General features: G+C 66.0%; 23 protein-coding genes. 19 read left to right on the plus strand and 4 right to left on the minus strand.

Annotated elements, in window-relative coordinates; genetic code table 11:
- Positions 1-8 precede the first annotated feature (8 nt).
- The 17 genes from BKG60_RS06040 (at position 9) to BKG60_RS06120 (ending at position 17,414) form a co-directional block, all read left to right on the plus strand.
- Positions 9-524: a YceI family protein gene (locus BKG60_RS06040; RefSeq protein ID WP_075909377.1), complete on the plus strand. Its 516-nt coding sequence runs from the start codon at positions 9-11 to the stop codon at positions 522-524.
- 64 nt (positions 525-588) lie between these two features.
- Positions 589-987: an Rv3143 family two-component system response regulator gene (locus BKG60_RS06045; RefSeq protein WP_070186966.1), complete on the plus strand. Its 399-nt coding sequence runs from the start codon at positions 589-591 to the stop codon at positions 985-987.
- 173 nt (positions 988-1,160) lie between these two features.
- Positions 1,161-1,529, plus strand: a complete 369-nt coding sequence (locus tag BKG60_RS06050) for an NADH-quinone oxidoreductase subunit A (protein WP_075909378.1) — start codon at positions 1,161-1,163, stop codon at positions 1,527-1,529.
- Positions 1,520-2,074, plus strand: a complete 555-nt coding sequence (locus BKG60_RS06055) for a NuoB/complex I 20 kDa subunit family protein (RefSeq protein WP_065516690.1) — start codon at positions 1,520-1,522, stop codon at positions 2,072-2,074. The genes BKG60_RS06050 and BKG60_RS06055 overlap by 10 nt, the downstream gene beginning before the upstream one ends.
- The gene (locus BKG60_RS06060; RefSeq protein WP_070186968.1) at positions 2,071-2,766 is read left to right on the plus strand and encodes an NADH-quinone oxidoreductase subunit C; all 696 of its coding nucleotides are present in this window, start codon (positions 2,071-2,073) and stop codon (positions 2,764-2,766) included. Before BKG60_RS06055 ends, BKG60_RS06060 begins: the two co-directional genes overlap by 4 nt.
- Complete coding sequence (nuoD, locus tag BKG60_RS06065; protein WP_075909379.1) at positions 2,766-4,070, plus strand: NADH dehydrogenase (quinone) subunit D; 1,305 nt, start codon at positions 2,766-2,768, stop codon at positions 4,068-4,070. The genes BKG60_RS06060 and nuoD overlap by 1 nt, the downstream gene beginning before the upstream one ends.
- Positions 4,071-4,131: 61 nt before the next feature.
- Positions 4,132-4,860, plus strand: coding sequence for an NADH-quinone oxidoreductase subunit NuoE (gene nuoE / locus BKG60_RS06070; RefSeq protein ID WP_075909395.1), 729 nt, complete (start codon positions 4,132-4,134; stop codon positions 4,858-4,860).
- A complete protein-coding gene (gene nuoF / locus BKG60_RS06075) occupies positions 4,857-6,173 on the plus strand; it encodes an NADH-quinone oxidoreductase subunit NuoF (protein ID WP_075909380.1) in 1,317 nt (438 codons plus the stop codon). The genes nuoE and nuoF overlap by 4 nt, the downstream gene beginning before the upstream one ends.
- Positions 6,174-6,265: 92 nt before the next feature.
- On the plus strand, positions 6,266-8,668 hold the full coding sequence (locus BKG60_RS06080; protein ID WP_070944474.1) for an NADH-quinone oxidoreductase subunit G: 2,403 nt from the start codon (positions 6,266-6,268) through the stop codon (positions 8,666-8,668).
- Positions 8,665-9,888: an NADH-quinone oxidoreductase subunit NuoH gene (gene nuoH, locus BKG60_RS06085; RefSeq protein WP_070186972.1), complete on the plus strand. Its 1,224-nt coding sequence runs from the start codon at positions 8,665-8,667 to the stop codon at positions 9,886-9,888. The genes BKG60_RS06080 and nuoH overlap by 4 nt, the downstream gene beginning before the upstream one ends.
- Positions 9,881-10,405: an NADH-quinone oxidoreductase subunit NuoI gene (gene nuoI, locus BKG60_RS06090; RefSeq protein ID WP_070186973.1), complete on the plus strand. Its 525-nt coding sequence runs from the start codon at positions 9,881-9,883 to the stop codon at positions 10,403-10,405. The genes nuoH and nuoI overlap by 8 nt, the downstream gene beginning before the upstream one ends.
- A 32-nt stretch (positions 10,406-10,437) precedes the next feature.
- A complete protein-coding gene (locus BKG60_RS06095) occupies positions 10,438-11,199 on the plus strand; it encodes an NADH-quinone oxidoreductase subunit J (RefSeq protein ID WP_083650253.1) in 762 nt (253 codons plus the stop codon).
- Positions 11,200-11,229: 30 nt separating this feature from the next.
- Positions 11,230-11,529 carry an NADH-quinone oxidoreductase subunit NuoK gene (gene nuoK / locus BKG60_RS06100; RefSeq protein ID WP_070186974.1) on the plus strand — a complete coding sequence of 100 codons (300 nt, stop codon included), beginning with the start codon at positions 11,230-11,232 and terminating at the stop codon, positions 11,527-11,529.
- A 7-nt stretch (positions 11,530-11,536) separates the two neighbouring features.
- A complete protein-coding gene (nuoL, locus tag BKG60_RS06105) occupies positions 11,537-13,417 on the plus strand; it encodes an NADH-quinone oxidoreductase subunit L (RefSeq protein WP_075909382.1) in 1,881 nt (626 codons plus the stop codon).
- Positions 13,411-15,015 carry an NADH-quinone oxidoreductase subunit M gene (locus tag BKG60_RS06110; protein ID WP_075909383.1) on the plus strand — a complete coding sequence of 535 codons (1,605 nt, stop codon included), beginning with the start codon at positions 13,411-13,413 and terminating at the stop codon, positions 15,013-15,015. Before nuoL ends, BKG60_RS06110 begins: the two co-directional genes overlap by 7 nt.
- Before the next feature lie 2 nt (positions 15,016-15,017).
- Positions 15,018-16,583 carry an NADH-quinone oxidoreductase subunit NuoN gene (nuoN, locus tag BKG60_RS06115; RefSeq protein ID WP_075909384.1) on the plus strand — a complete coding sequence of 522 codons (1,566 nt, stop codon included), beginning with the start codon at positions 15,018-15,020 and terminating at the stop codon, positions 16,581-16,583.
- Between the two features lie 57 nt (positions 16,584-16,640).
- Positions 16,641-17,414, plus strand: coding sequence for an enoyl-CoA hydratase (locus BKG60_RS06120; protein ID WP_075909385.1), 774 nt, complete (start codon positions 16,641-16,643; stop codon positions 17,412-17,414).
- Here the strand turns inward: BKG60_RS06120 and BKG60_RS06125 are convergent.
- From BKG60_RS06125 to BKG60_RS06140, 4 genes are read right to left on the minus strand one after another with little or no spacing between them, the layout of a single operon-like run.
- Positions 17,411-18,457, minus strand: coding sequence for a zinc-dependent alcohol dehydrogenase family protein (locus tag BKG60_RS06125; protein WP_075909386.1), 1,047 nt, complete (start codon positions 18,455-18,457; stop codon positions 17,411-17,413). The two genes, BKG60_RS06120 and BKG60_RS06125, sit on opposite strands and share 4 nt — an antisense overlap.
- Positions 18,458-18,490: 33 nt before the next feature.
- Entirely contained in the window at positions 18,491-19,165 is a 675-nt protein-coding gene (locus BKG60_RS06130) for a PIG-L deacetylase family protein (protein WP_075909387.1), read from the minus strand.
- A gap of 2 nt (positions 19,166-19,167) precedes the next feature.
- Positions 19,168-19,566 (minus strand): SgcJ/EcaC family oxidoreductase, encoded by a 399-nt coding sequence (locus BKG60_RS06135; RefSeq protein ID WP_075909396.1) that lies wholly within the window; start codon positions 19,564-19,566, stop codon positions 19,168-19,170.
- 39 nt (positions 19,567-19,605) lie between these two features.
- Complete coding sequence (locus tag BKG60_RS06140) at positions 19,606-20,214, minus strand: TetR/AcrR family transcriptional regulator (protein WP_070186981.1); 609 nt, start codon at positions 20,212-20,214, stop codon at positions 19,606-19,608.
- A gap of 45 nt (positions 20,215-20,259) precedes the next feature.
- On the opposite strand from BKG60_RS06140, the gene BKG60_RS06145 reads away from it, so the two are divergent.
- Together BKG60_RS06145 and BKG60_RS06150 are read left to right on the plus strand one after the other, a co-directional pair.
- Entirely contained in the window at positions 20,260-21,408 is a 1,149-nt protein-coding gene (locus tag BKG60_RS06145; protein ID WP_070186982.1) for a phosphotransferase family protein, read from the plus strand.
- Complete coding sequence (locus tag BKG60_RS06150; RefSeq protein WP_075909388.1) at positions 21,409-22,524, plus strand: Rv3169 family protein; 1,116 nt, start codon at positions 21,409-21,411, stop codon at positions 22,522-22,524.
- Positions 22,525-22,806: the final 282 nt, after the last annotated feature.

Consider the following 22,806-nt stretch of genomic DNA (forward strand, 5'->3'; position numbering starts at 1 on the left):
GAGCTGCCATGTCCACGACCAGCGACATCCTGACCGCCAGTGCCGGAAACTGGACGCTCGTACCAGACCGGTCCACCGTGGCATTCCGGAACAAGACCCTGTGGGGCCTGGCCACCGTGACCGGGCGGTTCACCGAATTCAGCGGCGAAGGCTCCGCCGGTGCCGGGGTAACCGGCCGCGTGGTGGTCACGGCGGCGTCGGTGCGCACCGGGATCGCGAAACGCGATGCACACCTGCGGTCGGCCGATTTCTTCGACGTCGAAACTCATCCCGATATCACCGTCGAGGTGACGGGTTTGGAGCCATCCGACGAGAGGATCCGCCTGACGGCCGTCCTGACGGTCCGCGGCGTGTCGAAGCCGGTCGAGTTGCCGGTCGATGTCGAGGTTCTCGACGACACCACACGTCGACTGTCGGGGCAGTGCGAGGTCCAGCGTGACGACTTCGGTGTGTCAGGCGACCTGCTCGGGATGGTCGGCCCCACGACCGTCCTGTCGGGTGAACTTGTGTTCACCCGAGTGTGATGCCCCACAACCGAATTCGTTGAGTTGGCCGGTCTGCGACGACAGGCGCAGTAGCATCGGCAGCATGGCCGGCTCCGCGCCGCTGCACATCTTGGTGTACAGCGATAACCCGCGCACCCGCGAACAGGTACGTCTCGCACTGGGCAAACGTGTGCATCCGGAACTACCCGAACTCGACTACCTGGAAGTCGCCACCGCGCCGATGGTGGTCTCTCGGATGGATGCCGGGGGTATCGACCTGGCGATTCTCGACGGCGAAGCCACCCCGGCGGGCGGTATGGGCGTGGCCAAACAGCTCAAGGACGAGGTCGCGAACTGTCCGCCGATCCTGGTGCTGACCGGGCGGCCGGACGATGCCTGGCTGGCTAGTTGGTCACAGGCCGAGGCGGCGGTACCGCACCCGATCGATCCGATCCGGTTGGGCGATGCGGTGGTGTCGATACTGCGCACACCGGCTCAATAGCGATTCTGCGAATTGCCCTGTTGCCGTTGATTGTTCGCGGCATGGCTGTGGCCGCAGCGACACGCTGCCCCGATATGAAACGATACTAACCAAAATGTGTGGCACAGGCCGCAAAGCTCGCTAGGCTGTGGGTTAGCTCACATCGACAAGCAGGCGAGGGAGCGATAAGTGGCATGAATTTATACACGCCCATCCTGGTTCTCGCAGGGATCGCGGCCGCATTCGCGGTGGTTTCCGTGGGGATCGCGCTCGTCATCGGCCCCCGCCGCTACAACCGGTCCAAACTCGAGGCCTACGAATGCGGGATCGAACCGATGCAGCCCGGCGCTGCCGGCGTGACAGGCCAGCGCATACCGATCCGCTACTACCTGACGGCGATGTTGTTCATCGTTTTCGACATCGAAATCGTCTTCCTCTACCCATGGGCGGTGGCGTTCGACCGTCTCGGGTTGTTCGCGCTGGTGGAGATGCTGCTGTTCATGCTCGCGGTGTTCGTGGCGTACGCCTACGTGTGGCGACGAGGAGGTCTGAATTGGGATTAGAAGAACGCCTGCCCGGTGGAATCCTGCTGTCGACGGTGGAAGCGGTCGCGGGCTATGTGCGCAAGGGATCGCTGTGGCCGGCCACGTTCGGTTTGGCTTGCTGCGCCATCGAGATGATGTCTACCGCCGGACCACGTTTCGACATCGCCCGGTTCGGCATGGAGCGGTTCTCCGCGACGCCGCGGCAGGCCGATCTGATGATCGTGGCGGGCCGGGTGAGCCAGAAGATGGCCCCGGTGCTGCGACAGATCTACGACCAGATGGCCGAGCCGAAATGGGTGCTGGCCATGGGGGTTTGCGCCTCCTCGGGAGGGATGTTCAACAACTACGCCGTGGTGCAGGGTGTCGATCACGTGGTGCCGGTGGACATCTATCTACCCGGATGCCCACCGCGGCCCGAGATGCTGCTGCACGCAATTCTGAAGTTGCACGACAAGATTCAGCAGATGCCACTCGGGGTGAACCGCGAAGAGGCCGTTCGGGAGGCCGAACAGGCGGCTTTGTCGGTCACACCCACCATTGAACTCAAAGGCCTGCTGCGATGAGCGCAGCCAACGGAAGCAACACGGGCGCAGGTCAGGGTCCGGAGGTGATCGCCACCCGCCGCGGTATGTTCGGCGCCTCGGGCAGCGGTGACACGTCCGGCTATGGTCGCCTGGTGCGGTCGGTGGCATTGCCGGGCAGTTCCCCGCGGCCGTACGGCGGATACTTCGACGAGGTGGTCGACCGGCTCGCCGGACTTCTCGGTGAGGAGCGCTACGCGGTCTCGATCGAGCGGGTGATCGTTCATCGAGACGAGCTGACCCTGGAGGTCAGCCGAGTCCAGCTACCCGCTGTGGCCAGCATCTTGCGGGACGATCCGCAATTGCGGTTCGAGCTGTGCCTGGGTGTGAGCGGGGTCCACTACCCCGACGACACCGACCGTGAACTCCACGCGGTCTACCCGCTGATGTCGATCACGCACAACCGCCGCATTCGGCTGGAAGTGGCAGCGCCCGATTCTGATCCGCACATCCCGTCGCTGTTTTCGGTCTATCCGACCACCGATTGGCACGAACGCGAGACGTATGACTTCTTCGGCATCGTGTTCGACGGACATCCCGCGTTGACCCGGATCGAAATGCCCGACGACTGGACCGGCCATCCCCAGCGCAAGGACTATCCGCTGGGTGGTGTTCCGGTCGAATACCACGGCGCCCAGATTCCGCCGCCCGATCAGCGGAGGTCCTACAACTGATGAGTACCGAATCCCCCGTCGTAGTGGTAGGCGGACAGGACTGGGACGACGTGGTGGCCGCGGCCCGCGAGCACGCCGGCGAACGCATCGTGGTCAACATGGGTCCCCAGCACCCGTCCACGCACGGAGTGCTGCGGCTGATCCTCGAGATCGAGGGCGAGATCATCACCGAAGCCCGTTGCGGTATCGGCTATCTACACACCGGCATCGAGAAGAACCTGGAGTACCGCAACTGGACACAGGGCGTCACGTTCGTCACGCGGATGGACTACCTCTCCCCGTTCTTCAACGAGACCGCGTATTGCCTTGGTGTGGAGAAGCTGCTGGGCGTCACCGACGACATTCCGGAGCGCGCCAGCGTCGTGCGAGTGATGCTCATGGAGCTCAACCGGATTTCCTCGCATCTGGTGGCACTGGCCACCGGCGGAATGGAACTCGGCGCGATGAGCGCGATGTTCTACGGATTCCGGGAACGCGAAGAGATCCTGCGGGTCTTCGAGGCGATCACCGGTCTGCGTATGAACCATGCCTACATCCGGCCGGGCGGTCTGGCCGCCGACCTGCCCGACGACGCGGTCAGTCAAGTTGGGGCGTTGCTCGACCTGCTGCCGAAACGCCTGCAGGACTTGGAGGATTTGCTCAACGAGAACTACATCTGGAAGGCCCGCACCGTCGGCGTCGGGTATCTCGACCTCACCGGTTGTATCGCGCTGGGGATCACCGGCCCGGTGTTGCGCTCGACCGGCCTGCCCCATGACCTGCGGCGCGCGCAACCGTACTGCGGCTACCAGGACTACGAATTCGACGTGATCACCGATGACCGCTGCGATTCCTACGGCCGCTACATCATCCGCGTCAAGGAGATGCGGGAGTCGCTCAAGATCGTCGAGCAGTGTGTGGACCGGCTCGACAAGATGGGCGACGGCCCCGTGATGATCAACGACAAGAAGCTGGCCTGGCCGGCCGATCTGAAAGTCGGGCCCGACGGGCTGGGCAATTCCCGCGAGCACATCGCCAAGATCATGGGTCACTCCATGGAAGGGCTGATCCATCACTTCAAGCTCGTCACCGAAGGGATCCGGGTACCGGCCGGCCAGGTGTACGTCGCGGTGGAGTCCCCGCGCGGGGAGCTGGGAGTGCACATGGTGTCCGACGGCGGCACCCGCCCCTACCGCGTGCATTACCGCGACCCCTCGTTCACGAATCTGCAAGCAGTGGCGGCGATGTGCGAGGGCGGCATGGTGGCCGATGCCATCGCCGCGGTGGCATCGATTGACCCGGTGATGGGCGGTGTTGACCGCTGATGAGCGCTTGCGCGAAGAAGAAACAGACTGTGAGCGCTTGCGCGAAGGGGAGGCAGCACAGGTGACTGAAGTGTTCTTGGAACTGGGGCAACGCCCCGACGAAGCGGGCCCGCCGATCAACGGGCCCGCGGCGTATCCGGACGGGGTGTCGGACCGGCTGGCCGCCGAGGCCGAGCAGATCACCGCCCGCTACCCCGATGCCCGTTCGGCCCTGTTGCCGTTGCTACATCTGGTGCAGGCCGAGGACGGCTGTCTGACCCCGGCCGGAATCGGTTTCTGTGCAACGCTGTTGGGCTTGTCCGATGCCGAGGTCACCGCGGTGGCCACGTTCTACTCGATGTATCGGCGCACCCCGACGGGCGACTATCTCGTCGGGGTGTGCACCAACACCCTCTGCGCGATCATGGGCGGTGACGCCATCCTTGACGCCTTGCAGGAACACCTGGACATCCACGCCGGCGAGACCACTGCTGACGGCCGCGTCACACTCGAACACATCGAGTGCAATGCGGCGTGTGACTACGCCCCGGTGGTCATGGTCAACTGGGAGTTCTACGACAACCAGACACCTTCGTCGGCAAGGGATCTGGTGGACGGGCTCCGCGGCGGAACACCGCCGGCGCCGACCCGCGGCGCACCGCTGTGCACCTTCCGCGAGACGGCGCGCACCCTGGCCGGCCTGAGCGATCCGCACACCTCGGGTGGAGCCCCGGGCGCCGCCACCCTGGCCGGCCTGCGCGAAGCCCGCGAACGCGGAATGTCCACCCCTGAGGCAGGTCCGATCGCATGACCCCGCTGACCCCGGTACTGAGCCGATTCTGGGACGAACCAGAACCGTGGACGTTGGACACCTACCTCCGCCATGACGGTTACCGCGGGCTGCAGCGGTCGCTGACGATGGCACCGGACGACGTGATCGCGCTGGTGAAGGACTCCGGGTTGCGCGGACGTGGCGGCGCCGGGTTCCCGACCGGGACCAAGTGGTCGTTCATCCCTCAGGGGGACGAAGGTGCCGGCGCCAAGCCGCATTACCTGGTGGTCAACGCCGACGAATCGGAACCCGGTACGTGCAAGGACATTCCGCTGCTGCTGACCACGCCGCACTTTCTGATCGAGGGCGTGATCATCGCGGCCTACGCGATCCGTGCCCGCCATGCCTTCATCTACGTCCGCGGTGAGGTGGTGCCGGTGTTGCGGCGTCTGCAGGCCGCGGTCGCCGAGGCGTATGCGGCCGGCTATCTGGGCACCGACATCCTCGGCTCGGGTTTCGATCTGGAGCTGACCGTGCACGCCGGTGCGGGAGCCTATATCTGTGGTGAGGAGACCGCGCTGCTGGATTCTCTGGAGGGCCGCCGCGGCCAACCACGGCTGCGTCCGCCGTTTCCCGCTGTCGCCGGTCTGTACGCGTGCCCGACGGTGGTCAACAATGTCGAGTCGATCGCCAGCGTGCCGCCGATCATGCTCAAGGGGGTGGACTGGTTCCGGTCCATGGGCTCGGAGAAATCCCCTGGCTTCACCCTGTATTCGCTGTCGGGCCACGTCAACCGGCCCGGCCAGTACGAGGCGCCGCTGGGGATCACGCTGCGCGAGCTGCTCGACTATGCCGGCGGTGTCCGTGCCGGGCACACCCTGAAGTTCTGGACTCCCGGCGGGTCGTCGACGCCGCTGCTGACAGCCGAACACATCGACGTTCCACTGGATTACGAGGGCATGGCGTCTGTCGGCTCCATGCTCGGCACCAAGGCTCTGCAGATATTCGACGAGACCACCTGCGTGGTGCGGGCGGTGCGCCGGTGGACCCAGTTCTACGCGCACGAGTCTTGTGGCAAGTGCACACCGTGCCGCGAGGGCACCTACTGGCTGGCCCAGATCTACGCTCGATTGGAGACCGGCGCAGGCACCCGAGCCGATATCGACAAGCTGCTCGACATCGCCGACGGCATCTTCGGAAAGTCGTTCTGCGCGTTGGGTGACGGTGCCGCCAGCCCGATCACGTCCTCGATCAAGTACTTCCGTGACGAGTACCTGGCACACCTGGACGGAGGCTGTCCGTTCGATCCGCACGCCTCGACGTTGATGGCGACCGAAGGGGCGGGTGCGTAGATGTCCATCGCGCGAGCAGACATGTATGTACCCGACACGACGACGATTTCGGGACATATACCTCTGCTCGCGGAAGGAAAGGAGCGGCGTGCATGACGCTGGCTGAGCCGACCAAGGACACCCCGCCGGTCGAGATGGTGTCGCTGACCATCGACGGTGAGCAGATCAGTGTCCCCAAGGGCACGTTGGTGATCCGCGCCGCCGAGCTGATGGGTGTCCAGATCCCCCGGTTCTGCGACCACCCGCTGCTCGATCCGGTCGGGGCGTGCCGGCAGTGTCTGGTCGAGATCGAGGGCCAGCGCAAACCGATGGCCTCGTGCACCACTGCCGTCAGCCCGGACATGGTGGTACACACCCAGTTCAGCTCCGAGGCCGCCGACAAGGCCCAACGCGGCGTGATGGAGCTGCTGCTGATCAACCACCCCCTGGACTGCCCGATATGCGACAAGGGCGGTGAATGTCCGCTTCAGAACCAGGCAATGTCCAACGGGCGCCCGGAAACCCGGTTCGAGGACGTCAAACGGACCTTCCCGAAACCCATCAACATCTCCTCACAGGTGCTACTGGACCGCGAACGCTGCGTGTTGTGCGCACGCTGCACCCGGTTTTCCGCCCAGATCGCCGGCGACCCGTTCATCGAGTTGCTGGAACGCGGTGCACTGCAACAGGTGGGCATCGCCCCAGGGGAGCCTTTCCAGTCGTACTTCTCCGGCAACACCGTGCAGATCTGCCCGGTCGGCGCGCTGACCGGGACCGCCTACCGGTTCCGGGCCCGACCGTTCGACCTGGTGTCCAGCCCCAGCGTCTGTGAGCACTGCGCATCGGGCTGTGCTCAGCGCACCGACCACCGGCGCGGAAAAGTGATGCGCCGCTTGGCCGGAGACGACCCCGAGGTCAACGAGGAGTGGAACTGCGACAAGGGCCGGTGGGCCTTCACCTATGCGACAGCCGGCGACCGTATCACCACACCGCTGATCCGTGACGCCGGTGTACTGCGGCCGGCTTCGTGGTCGGAGGCGCTGACGGTCGCGGGTGCGGCCTTGCTGACCGCAGGTGCGAACACCGGTGTGCTGGTGGGTGGGCGCTGCACCGTGCAAGATGCCTACGCATATTCGAAGTTCGCCCGAATGGTGCTGGGCACCAACGACATCGATTTCCGTGCCCGGCCGCACTCCGGCGAGGAAGCGGAATTCCTCGCCGCACGCATCGCCGGGCAGCCCATGACGCTGCGTTACGCCGACCTGGAAAAGGCCCAGACAGTCCTGCTCGTCGGGTTGGAACCCGAAGAGGAATCCCCCATCGTCTTCTTGCGGCTGCGCAAGGCCGCCCGCAAAAACGGCCTGCAGGTACTCGCGATGGCCCCGTTCGCCAGCCGTGGCCTGACCAAGATGGCGGGCACCCTGATCCCAACGGTCCCCGGGACCGAAGCCGCTGCCCTGGACGCCCTGGAGTCCGACGAGCGGCTGCGACGTCCGGGGGCGGTGATCCTGGTCGGTGAACGGCTCGCCGGCTCCCCCGGTGCACTGTCGGCCGCGCTGCGGCTCGCCTCGGCCACCGGGGCCCAGATCGCCTGGATCCCGCGCCGGGCCGGTGAGCGTGGCGCCCTGGAGGCCGGTGCCCTGCCGAACCTGCTGCCCGGCGGACGGCCCGTCGCCGACGCCGACGCCCGCGCGCAGACCGCGGCGGTGTGGAACACCTCCGACCTGCCGGCCACCGCGGGCCGCGACACCAGCGGCATCCTGGCCGCGGCCGGCGACGGCACGCTCTCGGCCCTCATCGTCGGTGGTGTAGAGATCACCGACCTGCCCGACCCGGCGGCGGCACTCGCCGCGCTACGGGCCGCTCCGTTCGTGGTGAGCCTCGAGCTGCGCGAGAGCGAGGTCACCGAGTTGGCCGACGTGGTCTTCCCCGTCGCGCCCGTGGTGGAGAAGGCGGGCGCATATCTCAACTGGGAAGGCCGGATTCGACCATTCGGGCCGGCGTTGCAGACCAACGCCATCCCCGATCTGCGGGTCCTGCACTACCTGGCCGACGAGATCGGCGTCGACCTCGGCCTGAACGGTCCCGAAGCCGCCGACACCGAACTGGGCCGGCTCGGTCCCTGGACGGGGCCCCGCGCCGCACAACCATCGGTCGGGCCCGAGGCTCCCCCGAGCCCGCCTCCCGGGCACGCCATACTGGCCAGTTGGCGTCTGCTTCTGGATGCCGGGCGTCTGCAGGACGGCGAACCGCATCTGGCCGGCACCGCCGTGCAAGCCGTGGTGCGCCTGTCCCCTGCAACCGCTGCCGAAATCGGAGTGGCACCGGGAGATCCGGTGACCGTGAGCACCGAACGGGGTGCCGTCACGTTGCCGCTGACGGTGACCGAGATGCCGGAGCGCGTGGTGTGGTTGCCCACCAATTCTCCCGGCTCGGCGATCCACCGCCAGCTCGGGGTGAGCGCCGGAGCGCTGGTCTCGATCGGGCCGGCCCCAAGCGAGCGGGCCGACTCATGACGTACCCGGACCCCACCCTGTTCGGCCACGACCCGTGGTGGTTGATCCTGGCAAAAGCGCTCGGGGTGTTCGTCTTTCTGTTGCTGACCGTGCTCTCGGCGATCCTGATCGAACGTAAGGTGCTGGGCCGCATGCAGAGGCGGCCCGGCCCCAACCGAGTTGGCCCGTGGGGTCTGCTGCAGTCGTTGGCCGACGGCGTGAAACTCGCCCTCAAAGAGGGTCTCACTCCGGCGGGCATCGACAAGCCCATCTACCTTCTGGCCCCGATCATCGCGGTGATCCCGGCGTTCATGGCGTTCGCGGTGATCCCGATGGGCGGTGAGGTATCGGTGTTCGGACACCGCACCGCACTGCAACTGACCGATCTGCCCGTGGCGGTGCTCTACATCCTGGCCGTCACCTCGATCGGGGTCTACGGCATCGTGCTGGCCGGCTGGGCTTCCGGTTCCACCTACCCGCTGTTGGGTGGCCTGCGATCGAGCGCCCAGGTGATCTCCTACGAGATCGCGATGGCATTGTCGTTCGCCGCAGTGTTCCTTTACGCGGGAACCATGTCCACCTCCGGTATCGTCGCGGCCCAAGACGGCACCTGGTACGTATTCCTTCTGCTGCCCTCGTTCGTGGTGTACGTGACCTCGATGGTGGGCGAAACGAACCGGGCGCCTTTCGATCTGCCCGAAGCCGAGGGTGAACTGGTCGGCGGATTCCACACCGAGTACTCGTCGCTGAAGTTCGCGATGTTCATGCTCGCCGAGTACGTCAACATGACCACCGTGTCGGCGCTGGCCACGACGATGTTCCTCGGCGGATGGCATGCACCGTTCCCGTTCAACCTCATCGACGGGGCCAACAGCGGCTGGTGGCCGCTGCTGTGGTTCGTCGCCAAGGTGTGGACGTTCATGTTCCTGTACTTCTGGCTCCGGGCCACCCTGCCCCGGTTGCGCTACGACCAGTTCATGGCGTTGGGCTGGAAGGTGCTGATCCCGGTGTCACTGGTCTGGATCATGGTCGTCGCGGTAACCCACAGCCTGCGTGAGCAGGGTTACCACAACTGGGCCACCGGCCTGGTGACCACCGCGGTCATCGTCGTCGCGGTGCTGGCCGCTGCATTGTGGAAATCCCTGCGGGGCAGAACGATTCAGCTGTCACCTGAGCAGAGCGCCGGAGCATATCCGGTGCCGCCGCTACCAAATGCTGGAAAGGAGGCTGTCGATGCCTAAGTTTCTCGACGCCCTGGCCGGATTTGCCGTCACCTTCGGCTCGATGTTCAAAAAGCCGCTCACCGAAGAATATCCGGAGAAACCGGGCCCCGTGGCGCCGCGATATCACGGCCGTCATCAACTCAACCGTTACCCCGACGGTCTGGAGAAGTGCATCGGCTGCGAGCTGTGCGCCTGGGCCTGCCCGGCCGACGCGATCTTCGTAGAAGGTGCGGACAACACCGAAGAAGAACGCTTCTCCCCGGGTGAGCGATACGGCCGGGTGTACCAGATCAACTACCTGCGCTGTATCGGTTGCGGACTGTGCATCGAAGCCTGCCCGACCCGTGCCCTGACCATGACCAACCAGTACGAGATGGCCGACGACAACCGGGCAGATCTGATCTGGGGCAAGGACAAACTGCTGGCCCCGCTGCAACCCGGCATGCAGGCACCGCCGCATGAGATGGCACCGGGCAGCACCGACGACGACTACTACCTCGGCCGGGTCAACGCACTGCCGCAGGACACCCCGTGAGCCCCGACCTCGTGCTGCCGGCCGCGGAGCACATTTCGCGGCTCGCCGCCGAGGGCACGGCGCGTACGTCAACCTCGGAGGCGGTGCTCTTCTGGATCCTCGGCGCGGTCGCACTGCTCGGCGCCATCGGAGTGGTGGCCGCCCCGAAGGCGGTGTACTCCGCAGTGTTCCTGGCCTGCACCATGATCGCGCTCGCTGTGCTCTACATCGCCCAGGACGCACTGTTCCTCGGAGTGGTGCAGGTGGTGGTCTACACCGGCGCGGTGATGATGCTGTTTCTGTTCGTGCTCATGCTCATCGGGGTCGACCTGTCCGAATCGTTCGCCGAAACGCTACGGGGACAACGCCTTGCGGCGGTGGCCGCCGGCACCGGATTCGGCATCCTGCTGATCGCCGGGATCGGCAACGTCTCGGTTGCCGGTTTCACCGGGCTGACACAGGCCAACAGCTACGGCAACGTGGAGGGGTTGGCAGCACTGATCTTCACCCGCTATCTGTGGGCGTTCGAACTGACCAGCACACTGCTGATCACCGCGGCCCTGGGCGCGATGGTGCTGGCCCACCGGGAACGCTTCGAGCGCCGCAAGACCCAGCGCGAACTGGCAGTCGAACGGTTCCAGGCCGGCGGACATCCGACCCCGCTGCCCAACCCCGGGGTCTATGCCCGGCACAACGCCGTAGACGTCCCGGCTCGCCTGCCCGACGGCTCCGATGCGGCATTGTCGGTCAGCGCGATTCTGCCGCAGCGCGCGATCAGCAACTCGGTCGGTAACTCGGTCAACGGGGAGGAGTGACGCGATGAATCCGCGCACGCGAGGAGCAATATGAATCCCGACAACTATCTCTACCTGTCGGCACTGTTGTTCACCATCGGTGCGTCGGGAGTACTGCTGCGGCGCAACGCCATCGTGATGTTCATGTGCGTCGAGCTCATGCTCAACGCCGCCAATCTCGCGTTCGTCGCATTCTCCCGCATGCACGGTCATCTCGACGGCCAGGTGGTGGCGTTCTTCACCATGGTGGTCGCCGCCTGCGAGGTGGTGGTGGGCCTGGCGATCATCATGGCCATCTTCCGCACCCGCCATTCGGCCTCGGTCGACGACGCCAGTCTGCTGAAGCACTAAGGGCACCATGACGATACCCGTATGGCTCGTGATCGCGCTCCCCGCCGCCGGAGCCGCGGTGCTGCTGCTGGGCGGCCGACGCACCGACCGGTGGGGGCACCTGCTGGGTTGTGCCACTGCGTTGGGCGCGTTCGTCCTCGGCGCGGTGCTGTTCAGCCAGATGCTGGGCCGCGACGGTGAACACCGCGCGGTCTCGGAGGCGCTGTTCTCCTGGGTGCCGGTGGCCGGCCTGCAGGTCGATTTCGGGCTGCAGCTCGATCAGCTGTCGATGTGCTTCGTGCTGCTGATCACCGGCGTCGGGTCTTTGATCCACATCTACTCGATCGGGTATATGTCCGACGACCCCCACCGGAGAAGGTTTTTCGCGTATCTGAACCTGTTCCTGGCGGCCATGCTGCTGCTCGTGCTCGCCGACAACTACCTGGGCCTGTACGCCGGGTGGGAAGGCGTGGGCCTGGCCTCGTATCTGCTGATCGGGTTCTGGTCGCACAAACCCTCGGCCGCCGCCGCGGCCAAGAAGGCCTTCGTCGTCAACCGGGTCGGTGACATGGGCCTGGCCATCGCGTTGATGATCATGTTCGCCACCATCGGGTCGATCTCGTTTGCCGGAGTCTTCAGCGCCGCACCGGCATTGAGCGAAGCCACCCTCACCGCGATCGGCCTGCTGCTGTTGTTGGGCGCGTGCGGCAAATCAGCCCAGGTGCCGCTGCAGTCCTGGCTCGGCGACGCGATGGAGGGCCCGACGCCGGTCTCGGCGCTCATCCACGCCGCAACGATGGTGACCGCCGGCGTCTACCTGATCGTGCGGTCCGGACCGATCTTCGACCTCGCCCCGGGCGCCCAGACCGGTGTGGTCATCGTCGGCGCCGTCACGTTGCTGTTCGGCGCGATCATCGGCTGCGCCAAAGATGACATCAAGAAGGCCCTGGCCGCATCGACGATGAGCCAGATCGGCTACATGGTGCTGGCCGCCGGGCTGGGCCCGGCCGGATACGCGTTCGCGATCATGCACCTGCTCACCCATGGCTTCTTCAAGGCCGGCCTGTTCCTCGGCGCCGGGTCGGTGATGCACGCCATGAACGACGAGGTGAACATGCGCCGCTACGGCGGGTTGCGGAAGGTCCTGCCGGTCACCTTCGCCACCTTCGGGCTCGGTTATCTGGCGATCATCGGGGTGCCGCCACTGGCCGGCTTCTTCTCGAAAGACAGCATCATCGAAGCGGCACTCGGTGCCGGCGGCGTCCGCGGCGTGGTCCTCGGCGGCGCGGCCATCCTGGGCGCCGGGATCACCGCGTTCTACATGACCCGGGTGATGCTGATGACGTTCTTCGGCGAAAAGCGCTGGGCCCCCGATGCTCATCCGCACGAGGCGCCTGCCGTGATGACCTGGCCGATGATCCTGCTCGCGGTCGGCTCGGTGGTTTCCGGTGGTGCGCTGGCCATCGGTGGCACGCTGTCGCATTGGCTGGAGCCGGTGGTCGGTGCTCACGAGGCGCACCACGCGATCCCGGCGTGGGTGGTCACGGTGGTCGTGCTCTCGGTCGTCGCGGTCGGCATCGCGGTGGCCTATCGGATGTATGCGCAGCGGCCGGTTCCGGCCGAGGTGCCCGAAGGTGCGGTGCTGACGGTGGCCGCCCGGCGCGATCTGTACGGCGACGCATTCAACGAGGCGGTGTTCATGCGAGGGGGTCAGACCCTCACCGCGGCCCTGGTCACCGTCGACGACAAGGTGGTCGACGGCACCGCGGGCGGGCTGGCCGCGCTGGTGCGCCGAACGTCGGATGGGCTGCGTGAGCTGCAGACCGGCTTCGCCCGCTCCTACGCGCTGTCCATGCTCGGCGGTGCGGCTCTGGTGGTGGCGACGATTCTGGCGGTGCGACTGTGGTGAGCACGATTCCTTGGCTGACGGCGCTGTGGGCGCTCCCGACGGTGGGTGCCGCGGTGGTGATGCTGCTCCCTGCATCGCAACGGACACTGGCGAAGTGGCTGGCCCTGGTGATCTCATTGGCGGCCCTGGGTCTGGCGGGGCTGATCGCGGCCGGCTTCGATCCGGCCGGCGAGCAGTACCAGTTCGTCGAGTCACACCGCTGGATCCCGTCGTTCGGTACCGGATACATCCTCGGGGTCGACGGCATCGCGCTGGCCCTGGTTGTTCTCACCGCCGTGTTACTCCCGCTGCTGATCATCGCGGGCTGGAATGACGCTGCCCGCCAGACCGGTCTCGGCGGCCGCGGTGTGCAGGCCTACCTGGCGCTCACCCTCGCCGTCGAGGGCATGGTGTTCATGTCGCTGGTGGCGCTGGACATCCTGCTGTTCTACGTGTTCTTCGAGGCCATGCTGATCCCGATGTACTTCCTGATCGGCGGTTTTGGAGAACACCGCGCTCAAGCTTCCAAAGCGGCGGTGAAGTTCCTGCTGTACAACCTGTTCGGCGGTCTGGTGATGCTGGCCGCCGTGATCGGCCTGTACGTGGTGACCGCAGGCAGTGATGCGTTTGCATCAGGCACCTTCGACTTCCGGGCGATCGTCGCCGCGGTGTCCTCGGGCGAGTTCGTGATCGACCCCGCGATCGCGAACTTCCTCTTCCTGGGGTTCATGTTCGCGTTCGCGGTCAAGGCACCGCTGTGGCCGTTTCACCGTTGGCTGCCCGACGCCGCGGTCCAGGCCACCCCGGCCAGTGCGGTGCTGATGATGGCGATCATGGACAAGGTGGGCACCTTCGGCATGCTCCGTTACTGCCTGCCGCTGTTTCCGGATGCCTCAACGTATTTCCGTCCGCTGGTCATCACGCTCGCGGTGATCGGCATCATCTACGGCGCTGTCCTGGCGATCGGTCAGACCGATGTGATGCGCCTGATCGCCTACACGTCGATATCGCACTTCGGTTTCATCATCCTCGGCATCTTCGTCATGACCAGTCAGGGCCAGGCCGGTTCGACGCTGTACATGATCAATCACGGAATCTCCACCGCTGCCCTGTTCCTGATCGCTGGGTTCCTGGTAACGCGGCGCGGTTCCAGGCTGATCGACGCCTACGGCGGCGTACAGAAGGTGGCGCCGGTACTCGCGGGAACGTTCCTGGTGGCAGGCTTGGCGACGTTGTCACTGCCGGGCCTGGCGCCGTTCATCAGTGAATTCCTGGTTCTCATCGGCACATTCACGCGCTATCCGGTGGTCGCGGTGTTCGCCGCCACCGCACTCGTGTTGTCGGCGGTGTACATCCTGTGGATGTACCAACGGATGATGACGGGTCCGGTCCCCGACGGGTTGCTCGAGGGTGACGACAGTGGGCGCGGCTTACATGATCTGGTGCCACGCGAACTGGTGGTGGTGGCACCGTTGATCGCGCTGCTGCTGGTATTGGGCATCTACCCCAAACCCGCACTGGACGTGATCAATCCGGCGGTACAGCACACGTTGACCACCATCGGACAAACCGATCCGGCACCGAGCGCACCACCGACCATCGCCGAGGGGAGCCGCTGACCATGGTGACGCCGAGCATCGAGTACGCCCTGCTCTCCCCCATGCTGATCGTGTTCGGGGTGGGAGTGGCCGGTGTGCTCGTCGAAGCCTTCCTGCCGCGCCCGGCGCGCTACGGGGTGCAGGTCGCCCTCGCGCTGGGCGGGTTGGTGGCAGCAGTGGTGGCAGTGGTCCTGCTGGCCCGGGACCTGCACGGCACCCCCGGCAGGCCCGCGGTGCTCGGCTCGGTGGTGCTCGACGCGCCGGCGGTGTTCCTACAGGGGACGATCGCCCTCGTCGGTATTCTCGGCATCTTGCTCATAGCCGAACGTCAATCGGCCGCAGCGACTTCCGGTGGCGCCCGCGGCCTCGACGGGTTCACCCCACAGGCGTCGGCGGTACCGGGCAGTGTCGCCGAGCAGCTGGCCACCAAGACCGGTGTGATGCAGACGGAAGTCTTCCCGTTGACCATGTTCGCGATCGGCGGCATGTTGTTGTTCCCGGCCGCCGATGATCTGCTGACCATGTTCATCGCACTGGAAGTGCTATCTCTTCCGCTGTATCTGGTATGTGGTCTGGCCCGGCGCCGCCGTCTGCTGTCACAAGAGGCCTCGCTCAAATACTTTCTGCTGGGGGCGTTCTCGTCGGCGTTCTTCCTCTACGGCGCGGCCATGCTGTATGGCTACGCCGGGACACTGGACCTGGCCGGGATCGCCACGGCGGTGGACACCAGAGCACCCAACACCCCGCTGGCGCTGGTCGGTGTGGCCCTGCTGCTGGTCGGACTGCTGTTCAAAGTCGGCGCCGTTCCGTTCCATTCGTGGATTCCCGACGTGTACCAGGGCGCTCCCACCGCGATCACCGCGTTCATGGCCGCGGCCACCAAGATCGCCGCGTTCGGCGCAACGCTGCGCATCTTCTACGTCGCGCTACCCCAGTTGCGCGACGATTGGCGGCCGATTCTGTGGGCGATTGCCATCCTGACGATGGTGGTCGGCACCATCACCGCCGTCACCCAGACCGACGTCAAACGGATGCTCGCCTACTCCGCGGTGGCACATTCGGGGTTCATCCTCACCGGTGTGATCGCGGCCAACCCGGCCGGAGTGTCCTCGACGCTGTTCTATCTGTTCGCCTACGGATTCAGCACGCTCGGCGCGTTCGCGGTCGTCGGCCTGGTCCGCAACAGCACCGGCGAGGAGGCCACCGGGATGGCCCAGTGGGCTGGGCTGGGACGGCGGTATCCGATTGTCGGCGTGGTGTTTTCACTGTTCCTTCTGGCGTTTGCCGGGATCCCGCTGACCAGTGGATTCGTCAGCAAGTTCGCGGTGTTCAAGGCTGCGGGCGAGGGCGGTGCGATCCCCTTGGTCATCGTCGGTGTCATCGCCAGTGCCGTCGCGGCGTACTTCTACGTGCGGGTGATCGTGCTGATGTTCTTCACCGATGCCCCCGAAGACGCACCGGAGGTCGTCGTCCCCAGCGGGCTGTCCACTGCCGTCATCACCGTCACCGCGGCTGTCACCTTCGCACTCGGCGCACTACCACAGCCCCTGCTGGACCTGGCCGACAATGCGCAGATGTTCCTGCGCTGACTGCCCACCGCGAGCAGACCCAAACATGCACAAATATGCGGCGTAGCATCCGATTTTATGTCTGTTCGCGATGTTGTCCTGACCGCTGACCACGGTGCTGTCCGGGTTCTCACCCTCAACCGCCCACAGGCGCGAAATGCCCTGGGCCGCGAGTTGATCGAGGAGCTCTATGCCGGCCTGGAGACCGCTGACGCCGACACCGACGTGCGGGCGATCGTACTCACCGGAACCGACCCGGCGTTCTGCGCCGGCGTCGACCTGAAGGAAGCGCAAACCCTCGGCACGGAGTACTTCGCGGAGTTCCGGTCGCACAACTGCATCACCAAGACCGGCGAGCTGCGTACTCCGATCATCGGCGCGATCAACGGTGCGACGTTTACCGGCGGGCTGGAGATGGCGCTGGGCTGCGATTTCCTGATCGCCTCCGAGCGTGCGGTTTTCGCCGACACCCACGCCCGGGTCGGCATCCTGCCCGGCGGCGGGATGACGGCACGGCTCCCGCACGTGGTCGGCGCCGCCATGGCGCGCCGGCTGTCGATGACGGGCGAGGTCATCGATGCCGCGCGCGCCGAACGCTTGGGTCTGGTCACCGAGGTGGTGCCGCATGAGGCCCTTCTGGACCGCGCGCTGGAGCTCGCCGCTCAGATCGCCGAGGTACCGGGACCGATCATGGCGGGGCTCAAGGAGATCTATACCCGCGGTACGACGCCACTGCTGTCCCCCGCGCTGGCCGCGGAGACGGAGATCGCCGGCGCGCAGACCCGCGATTTCGATGGGCTGGGCGACCGCTATCAAGCAGTGGCTCAACGCAACCGAGGACAGATCGGCTAGGCCGTCGGGTTCGGCTCGATGATCGTCATCCCGGAGCCGGTGGGTGCGTCCATGGCTGCCATCGCGGCACCTGCCTCGTCGAGACCCACCACACGGGTCACCAAACGCTCCGGGTCCAGCGCTCCCGAAGCGATGAGGTCGAGCATTGCCGGATAGTCGACGGCGGGCATCCCGTGCGACCCGAGGATCGCCAGCTCCTGGGCGATCACCCGATCCATCGGGAGCGCGGTCAGCGCGGCGCTCCCGAGGAGCAGGCCCACCTGAATGTGCCGGCCCCGCCGCCGCAATGCGGCTACGGAGGCCGCCGCAAGTGCTGGATCACCGAGGGCGTCAATACCGATGTGCACACCACCGCCGGTGCGTTTTACGACTTCGGCGGCGACATCGGCGCTTTCGCTGCTGTGGACGAGTTCGTCAGCACCAAGCCGGCCCGCCGCGGCCAGGGCGGCCTCGGTCACGTCGACCGCGATCACATTGGCGCCGAACGCCTTCGCGATCATCACTGCCGACAGACCGACTCCGCCACAGCCGTACACCGCCACCCACTGGCCTGGCGCTACCCCTCCGTGGGTGACCACGGCCCGGAACGAGGTCGCGAACCGGCACCCCAACGACGCTGCTGCGGCGAACGAGACACCGTCGGGCAGGCGGACGAGATTGGTCTGAGCCCGCGGCACCGCCACCCGCTGGGCGAACGATCCCGGCAAGGTGAAACCCGGCTGCTCCTGGTTGGGACACACCTGGGCAGCCCCGGCCTCACAGAACTCGCACCGCCCGCAACCCAGCACGAAGGGGGCGGTCACCCGGTCGCCCACCTGCCAGCCCGAGACATCGGTGCCGACAGCCGCGACGGCTCCGGCGAACTCGTGCCCGGGAATGATCGGCAGGGCCACGGGGTCGTGTCCACGCCAGGCATGCCAGTCGGACCGGCACAGGCCGGTGGCCGCCACTTCGACGACCACACCGTCGTCGGGACACTCAGGATCGGCGACCTCGACGACCTCCGGCAGCACGCCGATCCCGGAAAACACCACTGCACGCACAGCTGCGATGGTAGGCCTACTCGGCGGGTCGGCTCAGCGATGCCGCTTCAAGATGAAGCCGACGGTGCGCTCGCCGAATCCCGGCGATGCCGGCGTCGACATCTCCACCTGCCGGCGCACCTGTTCGACCACGGGAGTCCGCGGGTCGAGCACCGACAAGTAAACCTCATGGGCAGCAAGAGAACTCACCGCCAGCTCGGTATAGCCGTCGACCACCTCGCAGTGGGTCGGCTCCGGCCCGTTCTCGAAGAGCCACGCCGGCGGATCAGCCAGCGAGTCGTAGGCAGCTGCCACCGCGTGAGCGAACTCGATGTGATCACGCTGGTTCGGTGCGCCAGGTGCCCAACTCGGCCCGCTGTAGATGGTGATGACGACGTCGGGACGCATCGCCGTGACGGTCTCGGCGATCCTCTCCCGCAGCTCGGACGTGTCGCGGATGTTGCTGTCCGGAAAGTCCCAGAACACCACGTCGTCCACACCGACGATGGCCGCCGATCGGCGTTGCTCCTCTTCTCGCAACGGCCCGGCTTCTTCGGGCGCCATACCGGCGATACCCACCTCGCCACGCGAGGCCAGCGCGTACCGCACGGTCTTGCCGGCGGCGGTCCACTTGGCCACGGCCGCGCCGACGCCGTACTCGGGATCGTCCGGGTGCGCCACCAACACGAGCGCGGTCTGCCAGTCGGTGGGAAAAGGCTGGATGTCCATAGTCAGCTCACCCGGGTGTTGTGGGCCGATCGGATCAGCCAGCGACCGTCGTTGTCGACGAGGACGTAACTGACGATGCCGCTGCGGTCCTGCGCGGTTGCGCCCGGCTGAACGTGGTCCGGCCAGTCCCAGTGGGTGTGCACCAGCGCCACCCCGGGCGCGATCTCATCGATGGCCTCGACCCGCTGGGTGTAGTTCCGCTTCTGGCGGACAACGGATTCCGGGACATCCCGGTGCCCTTCCACATTGGCGTCACGCGAGGTCCACCACGTTCCGCTGTGCGCGACGAAGTCTGCGTCCTCGGTGAAATACCGGCCCCAGCCGTCCATGTCGTGCGCGATCCACAGATCGGTCGTCGTGGCCATGACGGCCCGGATCTCCTGTTCGTCGTTGGCATTCACCACACCAGTGTCGAACCTGAACTGCGGTTCATGTCAACCTCACGGCTTGACAGTGGCCCCGTGCACCAGGATCGCCGCCGTCTGCGCCACCCACTCGTCGTCGAGTTCGCGTTCGGGCCACAGCAGCATCCGCAGCATGGTCGACCCACCGATCAGCTCCACCAGGCGGTCCGGGTCGACATCCGGTTGAACCTCACCGCGCATGATGCCGTCGACGATACGGGCGCGCACGGTGACGAACGTCCCGGCGAACCGCTGCATCACCCGGGCATTGAGGTCGGTGTCGGCGACGACATCGGCGACCAGACCGGGCAGGGCCGCCCGCATCACCGGGCTGGTGAACACGTCGCGGGCGGCAGCGATCATCGCCCGGATGTCCGCGGCGATGTCCCCCGCCGGCGTCGTCAACGCGGTTGCGGTAGCCGGGAACACTGCCTCGTGCACCAACTCCGCTTTGCTCGACCAGCGGCGATACAGCGCGGTTTTCGTGGTCTGAGCCCGCTCGGCGACGGCCGCCATGGTCAGGTTGGCGTAACCGATTTCGACAAGCAGGTCCGTAGTCGCCTGCAATATGGCAGCGTCGATGCGCGGGTCTCGGGGACGTCCCGCTCCGGCGGTCTTGCCAAGTGGTGATGGCTCTGCTTTCATAACGCTACTAACAGTATCGTAATTGTGGCCGTAAGGAACAGTTGAATGGCAAACGAGGCCGTGGACGCTCCTGTCGAGAACGTCGACCACCTGCAACGCTCCAGCCGTGACGTCACCACCCTGCCATCGGTGCTGTCCAATTGGTTGTCCACCGTGATGCCCGGCGGCATCGCTCCCGAGATCACCGTGGAAAGCGGAGTCGACTCCAACGGCATGTCCTCCGAAACGATCATGCTGACCGGCCGCTGGGAAGACAACGGCGAACCCAAGGAGCAAAAGTGGGTGGCACGCGTCGCCCCCACCGTCGACGACGTCCCGGTGTTCTCGTCCTACCGGCTGGATCACCAATTCGAGGTGATGCGTCAGGTCGGCGAACTCACCGACGTGCCGGTGCCCACCGTGCGCTGGATCGACACCACCGGAGAGGTGCTCGGCACCCCGTTCTTTCTGATGGACCGCGTCGACGGCCAAGTCCCCCCAGATGTCATGCCGTACACCTTCGGCGGCAATTGGTTCGCCGACGCCCCCCTCGATCGCCAGCGCGAGTTGCAAGACAGCACCGTCGAGGTACTGGCGAAACTGCACGCGATCCCCGACGCCGCAGAACGGTTCGCGTATCTGTCCGAGGTCGATCCACCCGGCGACACCGCGCTGCGCAGGCACTTCGGCTGGCTCAAGAACTGGTATGAGTACGCGGTCCCCGACATCGGCCGTTCCCCGTTGGTCGAGCGCGCACTGACGTGGCTTCAGGACAACTTCCCCGAAGACGTGGCGGCGTCGGAATCCGTTCTGACGTGGGGCGATTCCCGCATCGGCAACGTGCTCTACGACAACTTCCGGCCGGCGGCGGTACTCGACTGGGAGATGGCCACGGTAGGCCCTCGCGAACTCGACGTCTCCTGGATCATCTTTGCGCACATGGTGTTTCAGGAGCTGGCAGGCATGGCCGGGCTACCCGGCCTGCCGGACGTGATGCGCGAGGAGGATGTCCGCGCCACCTACCGCGAGCTGACCGGCGCGGAGCTCGGTGACCTGCGCTGGTTCTACGTCTATTCCGGTGTCATCTGGTGCTGCGTATTCATGCGCACCGGCGCCCGGCGAGTCCACTTCGGTGAAACCGAGAAGCCCGACAATGTCGAAACCATGTTCTACCACGCGCCGTTGCTGCGGCGCCTGATCGAGGAGGAGGCCTGAATGCTCGGCCCGATGGACGAATTCCCGGTCCACCAAGTCCCCCAGCCGATCGCCTGGCCCGGATCGTCGGACCGGAACTTCTACGACCGGTCGTATTTCAACGCCCACGACCGCACCGGAGACATCTTCGTCATCACCGGCATGGGTTACTACCCCAATCTCGGGGTGAAGGACGCCTACTTCCTGGTACGACGCGGTGATGAGCAGACGGCTGTTCATCTGTCCGACGCGATCGATCAGGACCGGCTCAACCAGCACGTCGGCGGCTACCGGATCGAGGTCCCCGAGCCGCTCAAGAAGGTTCGCATCGTGCTCGACGAAACCGAGGGCATCGCCGCGGATCTCACCTGGAACGGGCTTTTCGACGCCGTGCAGGAACAGCCCCACCTGATGCGTCAGGGCAACCGGGTCACCCTCGACGCGCAACGCTTCGCCCAAACAGGTTCCTGGAGTGGCTATCTGGAGATCGACGGGCAGCGCATCGACGTCGACCCCGACACCTGGATCGGCTCCCGCGACCGGTCCTGGGGCATCCGGCCGGTCGGTGAGGCCGAGCCCGCCGGACGTCCCGCCGACCCGCCGTTCGAAGGCATGTGGTGGCTGTACGTACCGATGGCGTTCGACGATTTCTCGATCGTCTTCATCATCCAGGAGGATCCCAGCGGGTTCCGCTCGCTCAACGACTGCAGCCGGGTCTTCAAGGACGGCCGCGTCGAGCAGCTCGGCTGGCCGCGGGTGAAGATCCACTACCGCTCCGGGACACGAATCCCCACCGGGGCCACCATCGAGGCCGCCACGCCCGACGGCACCCCGGTCCGGTTCGACGTGGAATCCAAACTGCCCGTGCCGATCCACGTCGGCGGCGGCTACGGCGGCGATGTCGACTGGATCCACGGCGTGTGGAAGGGCGAGAAGTTCACCGAGCGCCGCACCTACGACATGAATGATCCGGCAGTCGTCGGCCGGACCGCGTTCGGCGTGATCGACCATGTGGGTCGCGCCGTGTGCACCGAGGGCAACGCTGCCCCGGTGGAAGGCTGGGGGCTGTTCGAGCACGGCGCGCTGGGCCGGCACGACCCCTCCGGATTCGCCGACTGGCTCACCGTCGCCCCGTAATCCCGTTGATCGGCAGCCCCTCGATCGCAGACCCTCAGCCCGCCCAGCGACTGTCACGCCAGAGTGACTGTCGCCGTTGACGGCCACTCTGACCGGAAAATGCCTGAAGGTGAGTGGGCAGGCCGAAGGCAGCCGGCGCAGCCGGCTCTGTGTTTTGGTGTGCTTAGGCGGCGGGTTCGACGCTGACGCGGTAGCCCATGGCCGTCAGTTGGGCGATGTGGTTACGCATGCGGCGTTCGATGTTGACCCGCCGGGTGTAGTAGTCGGCTCCTAGGTCATGGA

This window comes from Mycobacterium syngnathidarum (genome assembly GCF_001942625.1).
Classification (GTDB): domain Bacteria; phylum Actinomycetota; class Actinomycetes; order Mycobacteriales; family Mycobacteriaceae; genus Mycobacterium; species Mycobacterium syngnathidarum.

Bases quoted from the DNA above. Each gene is read 5' to 3' on its own strand.
- BKG60_RS06060 (WP_070186968.1), top strand. From the start codon at position 2,071: ATGAGCGCAGCCAACGGAAGCAACACGGGCGCAGGTCAGGGTCCGGAG.
- BKG60_RS06130 (WP_075909387.1), bottom strand. From the start codon at position 19,165: ATGGACATCCAGCCTTTTCCCACCGACTGGCAGACCGCGCTCGTGTTG.
- BKG60_RS06080 (WP_070944474.1), top strand. From the start codon at position 6,266: ATGACGCTGGCTGAGCCGACCAAGGACACCCCGCCGGTCGAGATGGTG.
- BKG60_RS06040 (WP_075909377.1), top strand. From the start codon at position 9: ATGTCCACGACCAGCGACATCCTGACCGCCAGTGCCGGAAACTGGACG.
- BKG60_RS06145 (WP_070186982.1), top strand. From the start codon at position 20,260: ATGGCAAACGAGGCCGTGGACGCTCCTGTCGAGAACGTCGACCACCTG.
- nuoK (WP_070186974.1), top strand. From the start codon at position 11,230: ATGAATCCCGACAACTATCTCTACCTGTCGGCACTGTTGTTCACCATC.
- nuoN (WP_075909384.1), top strand. From the start codon at position 15,018: ATGGTGACGCCGAGCATCGAGTACGCCCTGCTCTCCCCCATGCTGATC.
- nuoH (WP_070186972.1), top strand. From the start codon at position 8,665: ATGACGTACCCGGACCCCACCCTGTTCGGCCACGACCCGTGGTGGTTG.
- nuoD (WP_075909379.1), top strand. From the start codon at position 2,766: ATGAGTACCGAATCCCCCGTCGTAGTGGTAGGCGGACAGGACTGGGAC.
- BKG60_RS06140 (WP_070186981.1), bottom strand. From the start codon at position 20,214: ATGAAAGCAGAGCCATCACCACTTGGCAAGACCGCCGGAGCGGGACGT.
- BKG60_RS06150 (WP_075909388.1), top strand. From the start codon at position 21,409: ATGCTCGGCCCGATGGACGAATTCCCGGTCCACCAAGTCCCCCAGCCG.
- BKG60_RS06050 (WP_075909378.1), top strand. From the start codon at position 1,161: ATGAATTTATACACGCCCATCCTGGTTCTCGCAGGGATCGCGGCCGCA.
- nuoF (WP_075909380.1), top strand. From the start codon at position 4,857: ATGACCCCGCTGACCCCGGTACTGAGCCGATTCTGGGACGAACCAGAA.
- nuoI (WP_070186973.1), top strand. From the start codon at position 9,881: ATGCCTAAGTTTCTCGACGCCCTGGCCGGATTTGCCGTCACCTTCGGC.
- nuoL (WP_075909382.1), top strand. From the start codon at position 11,537: ATGACGATACCCGTATGGCTCGTGATCGCGCTCCCCGCCGCCGGAGCC.
- BKG60_RS06120 (WP_075909385.1), top strand. From the start codon at position 16,641: ATGTCTGTTCGCGATGTTGTCCTGACCGCTGACCACGGTGCTGTCCGG.
- BKG60_RS06045 (WP_070186966.1), top strand. From the start codon at position 589: ATGGCCGGCTCCGCGCCGCTGCACATCTTGGTGTACAGCGATAACCCG.